The 6,990-nt window shown below is 67.8% G+C and carries 6 protein-coding genes; 2 read left to right on the forward strand and 4 right to left on the reverse strand.

Features of this window, described 5'->3' with window-relative positions; genetic code table 11:
• Positions 1-211: 211 nt before the first annotated feature.
• Complete coding sequence (locus AC31A1_RS43255) at positions 212-1,744, forward strand: HAL/PAL/TAL family ammonia-lyase (protein WP_489658558.1); 1,533 nt, start codon at positions 212-214, stop codon at positions 1,742-1,744.
• A gap of 125 nt (positions 1,745-1,869) precedes the next feature.
• Positions 1,870-2,571 (forward strand): hypothetical protein, encoded by a 702-nt coding sequence (locus AC31A1_RS43260; protein WP_489658559.1) that lies wholly within the window; start codon positions 1,870-1,872, stop codon positions 2,569-2,571.
• A 33-nt stretch (positions 2,572-2,604) separates the two neighbouring features.
• Here the strand turns inward: AC31A1_RS43260 and AC31A1_RS43265 are convergent, their stop codons facing one another.
• From AC31A1_RS43265 to AC31A1_RS43280, 4 genes are all read right to left on the reverse strand, one after another.
• Positions 2,605-3,504 carry a carbohydrate ABC transporter permease gene (locus AC31A1_RS43265; RefSeq protein WP_489658560.1) on the reverse strand — a complete coding sequence of 300 codons (900 nt, stop codon included), beginning with the start codon at positions 3,502-3,504 and terminating at the stop codon, positions 2,605-2,607.
• Positions 3,501-4,481 carry a carbohydrate ABC transporter permease gene (locus tag AC31A1_RS43270; RefSeq protein WP_489658561.1) on the reverse strand — a complete coding sequence of 327 codons (981 nt, stop codon included), beginning with the start codon at positions 4,479-4,481 and terminating at the stop codon, positions 3,501-3,503. The genes AC31A1_RS43265 and AC31A1_RS43270 overlap by 4 nt, the downstream gene beginning before the upstream one ends.
• Positions 4,478-5,776 carry an ABC transporter substrate-binding protein gene (locus AC31A1_RS43275; RefSeq protein ID WP_489658562.1) on the reverse strand — a complete coding sequence of 433 codons (1,299 nt, stop codon included), beginning with the start codon at positions 5,774-5,776 and terminating at the stop codon, positions 4,478-4,480. The genes AC31A1_RS43270 and AC31A1_RS43275 overlap by 4 nt, the downstream gene beginning before the upstream one ends.
• A gap of 264 nt (positions 5,777-6,040) precedes the next feature.
• The coding region (locus AC31A1_RS43280) for a chitinase (protein ID WP_489658563.1) at positions 6,041-6,990 on the reverse strand (950 nt) is incomplete at its 5' end.

Below are 6,990 nucleotides of genomic sequence, written 5' to 3' on the forward strand. Positions count from 1 at the left end.
GTACCCGGGGGACGGGGCGCGGCATGCCAGGGGGGCGTGCCGCGCCCCGGCGGGCTAACCGGCTGGGAGGATCAAGGGGGTTAGACAGAGCCCCGGCCTGCACGCAGCGAGGTCCCGGATGCGCCCGCCATCACCTGCCGCCCTTGCCAAGCTTTAAATAAAGTGATTCATTCACCACGCTAGTGAATGGACGCACGTCAAGCGCGGGGAGATGTCCGTGACGGTCACCTTGGGCCAGGAGCCGATCACCATCGACCAGTTCGTCGCGGTCGCCCGCCACGGCGCCCGGGTCGAGTTCGACGCGACCTACGTCGACCGGGTGCGCAAGTCCCGCGCGCTGGTGGAGCGCTTCCTCGCCGAGAACCGACTGGTCTACGGCGTCACCACCGGCTTCGGCGACAACGTCACGGAGGTCATCGACCCGGCGGACGCGGAGCGGCTCCAGCGCAACATCGTGCGGTCGCACGCCGTGTCGGTCGGGGAGCCGTTGCCCGTCGAGGTGGTCCGTGCCATCGCGCTGATGGAGTTGGTCGGGCTCGGTGAAGGGTTCTCCGGTATCCGGTTCGAGACGCTGGAGCTGATCCGGCGGATGCTCAACGCCGGGGTCACGCCGCACGTCCCCGGCGAGGGTTCCGTCGGCTATCTGGCCCCCGAGGCGCACATGGCGCTCGTACTGCTCGGCGAGGGCCGGGCCTGGTACGGCGGTGAACTCCTGCCCGGCGCCGAGGCGTTGGCCCGGATCGGCGAGCGGCCGGCCCGACTCGCCTGCAAAGAAGGACTGTCGCTCACCAACGGGACGCACTCGGTCACCGCGATCGCCGTCCTCGCCGCCCACGACGCCGAGGTCGCGGCGACCACCGCCGACATCGCCGCGAGCCTCTCCGTACAGGCACTCAAGGGCACCGTCCGCGCCTACGACGCCCGGATCCAGGAGCGGAAACGGCACCCGGAGCAGGCCGCCGTGGCCGAGAACCTGCGGCGGCTCACCGAGTCCAGCGCCATCAGCGCCGAGTTCCTCGATCACCGGCTTCAGGACGGGCTCTCCCTGCGGGCCGTTCCGCAGATGCACGGCGGTGCGAAGCGGGCGCTCGCGCAGGCCCGGGAGGTCATCGTCGAGGAACTCCACTCCGTGGGCGACAACCCGGTCATCCACCCCGAGGGCGAGGACGGGGTCGCGCTGAGCGGGGCGAACTGCGACAGCACGTACGTCGGCATCCAGGCCGACACCATGGTCAACGCGATGACCGTGCTGGCCAAGGTCTCCGAACGCCGCACCGACCGCATGGTCAACAGCAACTTCAGCGAGCTGCCGGCCTTCCTGGTCGGACAGCGGCCGGGCCTCAACAGCGGCTACATGATCGCCCAGTACACGGCCGCCGCCCTGACCATGGAACTGCGCGGCCTGGCGGTGCCCGCGTCCGCGGACAATGTCACCACCTCCGCCAACCAGGAGGACGCGGTCAGCAACGGGTACCTCGCCGCCCTGAAGGCCTACCGCGCGGCCCGCAAGCTCGGCTACGTCATAGCCATCGAGCTGATGTGCGCCGCCCAGGCCCTCGACCTCCTCGCCCCGCTCGCGCCCTCACCGGCCGCGGAGGCGCTGCGCGCCCGGATCCGGGAGACCGTACCGCCCGTCGACGAGGACCGCGTCTTCCACACGGACATCGAGCACATCGCCGAACTCGTGCGCGGCGGCGAGGCGTTGAGGGTCGTGGAGGGCGTCGTGGGGGCGCTGCGCCGCTGAGTCCGGGCACATCCGGGCCGCCATTCACAGCCGCCCCTCAGAACCCCCGCAGCGGCCTCTCAGCCCCGAGGCGTCTGATCTTCCTGTACGGGGTGATCCGATCCCGGCGCAGACGGGAGGACGTCATGTTTTTCATCGTGTCGGTGCTGCTGGCCCTGATCGTCGGCGGGGCCGTCGCCTTCAGTAAGAGGCAGGCGGTGGGCGGGAGTTCGCGGTACGGATACGGTGCCGGGTCCGGGGCGGCCCAGCAGTCCTACGACGCCGACGCCGGTGCCGAGGCCGCCCGCTGGGTGGAGCGGCTGGGCGGGAGTCTGTCGACGCTGGACGCCGGCAACAGCACCGCCGCCCGGCAGGCCCTCGCCGACGCCGCCGAGCGGCTCCGGGCCGCGGAGGGTCAACTCGCCGTCGCCTACTCGCCGGTGCAGTACGGGCTCGTGACGCAGACCGCCATCGAGGGGCTGCATCACATCCGAACCGCCCGTGGCGCGCTGGGACTCGACCCGGGGCCCGAGCTGCCCGCGCAGGGGACCGGTGGACAGGTCACCGTGGGTGGGCAGACGTACACCGCGTCCGCGCAGCCCGGCGCGAGCACGCCGTACTACTACCCCGGCGGGGTCGTCAACGGCCGTTCCATGGCCGGGGGTTGGTACAGCACGCCCTGGTGGAAGACCGCGCTCGTCGCGGGTGCCGCCGGGGTCGGGGGCATGCTGCTCGCGGACGCGCTGTTCGACGGCTTCCACCATCACGGGCCGCACGGTGGGTTGTTCGGTGGTGGGCCGGACGGACCGGGTGGGTTCGGAGGCTTCGGCGGGCCCGGGCCGTTCTGAGTCACCCGGGCCGTTCTCCTGCCAGGCAGTGCGTCAGCCCTTGTTGGCGCCCAGTGTGAGGCCGCTGACGAACTGGCGCTGGAGTGCGAAGTACACGATCAGCGTGGGGATCGCGGTGAGCAGGGCGCCCGCGGCGACCAGGTTGGGGTCGGTGAAGTACTGGCCGGAGAGGTTGTTCAGGGCGGAGGTGATCGGCATGTTCTCGCCGGTCGAGATCAGCACGATCGCCCAGAAGAAGTCGTTGTAGATCCAGATGGAGAGCAGCGTCGCCAGGGCTGCCATCGCCGGCTTGCACAGCGGCAGCACGATCTGCCAGTACATCCGCCACACCGACGCCCCGTCGACCAGCGCCGCCTCGGTCAGCTCGTGGGGCAGCATCCGCATGTAGTTGCTCAGCACGAAGGCGCAGAAGCCCGACTGGAAGGCCACGTGGATGAGGACCAGGCCGAGCGCGGAGTCGTAGAGCTTGCCGCTCATCGTGATGCCGGGGAGGTCGATGAGCAGGTACATGCGGTAGAGCGGGGTGATGATGACCTGCTGGGGCAGCAGGTTGCCGGCCGTGAAGACCAGCAGCAGGAAGATGTTGAGCCGGAAGTCGAACCGGCTGACGTAGAACGCGACCATCGACGACAGCAGCAGCGTGAGCAGCACGGCCGGGACCGCGATGATCAGTGTGTTGGCGAAGTAGTGCGTCATGTCGGACTGCTCGAACGCGTTCTTGAAGTTGTCGAGGTTCAGCGTGTCCGGCCAGGAGACGTACCCCTTGTTGCTGGTCTCGGAGTACGGGCGCAGCGCCGCGTAGACCGCCCACAGGAGTGGGGCGAGCCAGGCCAGCGAGGTGACGACGAGGAACGTGTGCAGCAGGACGCGGGCCGGGCGGAGCGGGGTGCGCTGCTTCACGCCGAGTGCGGCGGTGGGGGTGGTGGTGGTCATGCGCGCCGCTCCTTCCGGAAGGTCGCGATCAGGTACGGGATGATGACCGCGAGGGAGATGACCAGCAGGACGACGGCGATCGCGGAGCCGTAACCGATCCGGCTGGACTCGCCGATGATGTTGTTGGTGATCAGGATCGACAGCAGCTCGGTGCCCTGGGCGCCCTTGTTGAAGACGAAGACCAGGTCGAAGGCGCGCAGCGACTCGATGATGGTGACGACCAGGACGACCGTGTTGGTCGGGCGCAGGGTGGGGAAGATGACGTTCTTGAACGTCTGCCACTCGTTCGCGCCGTCCAGCGCGGAGGCTTCGCGCAGGGAGGGGTCCACGCCCTTGAGGCCGGCCAGGTACAGGATCATCATGTAGCCCGCGTGCCGCCAGGACGCGGCGATGAGGACGGCCCACAGGTTGAGTTTGGGGTCGCCGATCCAGTCGATGTAGTGGCCGGGCTTGTTGGCCCCGATGAGGCTGTTGATCAGGCCGGTGTCGGGGTTGTAGATGAGCTGCCAGACGAAGCCGGTGACCGCCAGCGACATGACGACCGGCAGGAAGAACGCGGTCTGGTAGACGCGGCTGAAGCGGATCTTCTTGTCCAGCTGGACGGCCAGGAACAGGCCGAAGGGGGTCGGCAGCAGGATGAGCACGACGAACCAGATGATGTTGTGCTCAAGTGCGGGCCAGAACTGCGGGTTGTCGTTGAACAGCTCCTTGAAGTTGGCCAGCCCCACCCACTTGATGGAGCTGAAGCCGATGCCGTCCCAGGACGTGAAGGCCAGGGCGATCGAGGCGAGGGCGGTGACCCAGACCAGGGCCACGTGCAGGACCGTCGGGCCGCCCGCCATGAAGGCGAGCGTGATGCGGTCACGGCGGGTCAGCAGGCGCTTGGCGCCCTGCGGGACCCGCTTCTTGGCAGGCGCGGGGCCCGGAGGCGGAACGGCGTCCGCCTCCGGGCTCGTCGTAGTCGTCTCGGAGATCATGAGGAGGCGAAGATCGTCTTCTTCTGGCGCTCGATCGAGGTCAGCAGACTGTCGATCCCCTTGGGGTTCTGGAGGAACTTCTGCAGTCCGGGCTGCATCACCGTCGAGGTGAAGTCCGGCCGTGAGTCGCGGTCCATGAACTGGGTGAGGCTCTTGGCGGCGCCGATCATGTCGAACGCCTTCTTCTGCAGCGGCGAGTACGCGGAGGTGTCTGCCTTGCTGGAGGCGGCCACCACGCTCGGGTCGGTCTTGAGGTACAGCTGCTCGGCCGCCGGGGTGCCCAGGTACTCCAGGAGCTTGACGACACCGGCGTGGTTCTTCGGGGCCTTGCTGACCATGTAGCCGTCGGTGGGCGCCTCGACGGTGTCCTGGCCGTACGCGGAGTTGATCTCCGGGAAGGCGAAGAAGTCGAGGTCGTCGAGGTCGGCCTTGACGGTGAACTGCTGGGCCACGAAGGAGCCCAGCAGGTACATGCCGGACTTCTTCGACACGATGCCCTGCGCCGCGTCCTGCCAGGTGCGGCCCATGAAGCCGTCCTGGTGGTACGGGAGGAGCTCGGCCCAGTGGTCGAAGACCGCCTTGACCTTCGGGTCGGTCCACGCCTCCTTGCCCGCCATCAGGGACTTGTGGAAGTCGTAGCCGTTGAGGCGGAAGTTGATCTGGTCGAAGGTGCCCATCGCCGGCCAGGCGTCCTTGTCGCCGAAGGCGATCGGGACCAGGCCGTCGCTCTTCATCTTCTTGCAGAGGGCGACCAGCTCGTCCCACGTGGTGGGGACGGTGTAGCCCTTCGCCGTGAACACGCTCTTGCGGTAGAAGATCGCCCACGGGTACGTGGTCATCGGCACGAAGTAGTACTTGCCGTCCTCGCCCTTGCTGAGCTGCTTCATCGCGTCGGGGAAGTTGTCACCGATCTTCGCCCAGACATCGTCGATGGACGTGGCGAGCTTCTTGGCCGCGAAGAACTGCATGCGGTACCCGGCGAACCAGTTGAACACGTCGTCCGGCGTGCCCTGGAGGTAGGAGTTGATCTGCTCCTGGAAGGTGTTGTGGTCCTTCGTGTTGACCTTCACGGTGATGCCGGACGTCTTCTTGAAGTCCGCGTAGACGCTCGCGAACGCCTTCTTCGGCACCGCGTCGGACGCGTTGGAGCCGACGGTGACGGTCTTCGGGTCGGACGAGCTGCCGCTGCTGCCACACGCGCTCAGCAGGGGTATGCCGGCGCCGAGCACGGCAGCGCCGCCTATGCCGCGCAGGACGGAGCGGCGACTGGCGGCGGGGAGGGAGAAGTCGGGCATGAACGGCTCCTGACGGACGAGGTTCGGCCGGAATGCGCCACGCCCCAGGTCGTCGTAACCGACCAGAAACCAACGCGACCAAACACGGTGGCGTAATAACAGTCCTATGTCTGGTCATGCGTCAACACCCGCCGCCTTCATTTGTCGAAACGTAATCGACACTCGCCAGCAAAAGGAGCGAACGTGCAGCCGAGTGGCCACACGTCCGCTCCGGGGAGGCTGGGTCACGAGGTCCGGGAGGGGTCCTTGGGGCCCATGGGGCGCCTACTGGAAGGCCGAGAAAGCCTTGGTGAAGGCGGACGGGGCCTGGACGACCGAGCTGCAGGTCGCGTCCGCGCTGGGCTTGGCGCCGCCGGGGCACTGCTTGTCACGGGTCGCGGACCACATCGAAAGCCCGCCCAGACCCTTCGCCTTCGCGAATGCCGCCAACCCGTTCGCGTCCTCGACCGTGAAGACCTCCGATGACACGTCGTTGACACCGATCATCGGCGTCACTGCAACCGCTTTCCATGCTGCGGCATCAGAGAGCCCAATAACACTCTTGACTTGGGCTTGTGTGGCAGTAGCCGCTTGCTGTGAGTACGTTCCCATATTTCCGGAGTACGCCGGTCCGTAATCCATCGCCATGATGTTGACCGTATTGATCTTGACGCCGTTGGACTTGGCATTGGACAACAAGTTCACCCCGTCCTGGGTCAGCCCCTCCGGCATCACGGGGAGCGTGTAGGAGACGTCCAGGGTCGGGTGCTGCTGCTGGAGCTTCGCTATCGCCTGGGCGCGGATCGTGTTCGCCGCCGTGTTGGGCAGCGCACCGCCCTCGACGTCGAAGTCGACCTTGGTGAGGTTGTACGCGTCCACGACCTTCCCGTACGCCGTCGCCAGCGCGCTCGCCGAACCGCACGTCGTCGCCAGCTCGGAGCCGGACGCGCCGCCGAAGGAGACCCGCACGTCGCCGCCCTTGGCGCGCAGCGCGCCGATCTGCGAGGCCACGCCGTCGCTGCCGAGGTCCGAGACTCCGCCCCACTTCGGGGTGCAGCCGCCGCCGTCGGTGATGAAGGCGAGGTTGTAGTTCTTCACGCCGGTCGCGGTGACGTTGGCGAGCAGGTCGAAGGCGGGGTAGAGGGAGGTGTCGACGTAGGGGGCGAAGCCCGCGCCGGCCGTCGTGCCGGTGCCGGTGCTCTGGGTCGGGGAGGCGGTGGGGGTGGGAGTGGCCG

Source organism: Streptomyces sp. P5F9 (assembly GCF_057961495.1).